Raw genomic sequence first — 302 nt, forward strand, 5'->3', positions numbered from 1 at the left:
TCGAGAGCCACCGTTTGTGGCTTAATATGACCAATTCAGGCGGAGCTTTTAAACAAACCCTGATAGGCTATGTTGAGGGTGCAACCAATAGTTATGATGTTAATTTTGATGGAGAGACTTTTGATGGCAATACGTATATCGATTTCTACAGTGTCAATACAACCAATAAGCTGACTATCCAGGGCCGTGCCTTGCCCTTTACCAATACAGATTTGGTTCCTTTAGGATATCGCTCTACCATTGCGGGGGACTTTACCATTTCAATTGATAAGGCCGATGGCAATTTAGCATCCCAAAGGGTT

The 302-nt window shown here is 42.7% G+C and carries 1 pseudogene; it reads left to right on the forward strand.

What is annotated here, in order from left to right:
- A pseudogene (locus FLACHUCJ7_RS25230) lies at positions 1-302 on the forward strand (T9SS sorting signal type C domain-containing protein); the annotation flags it as partial.

It is taken from the genome of Flavobacterium salmonis (assembly GCF_903819435.1).
GTDB classification, from domain to species: Bacteria; Bacteroidota; Bacteroidia; order Flavobacteriales; family Flavobacteriaceae; genus Flavobacterium; species Flavobacterium chungangense.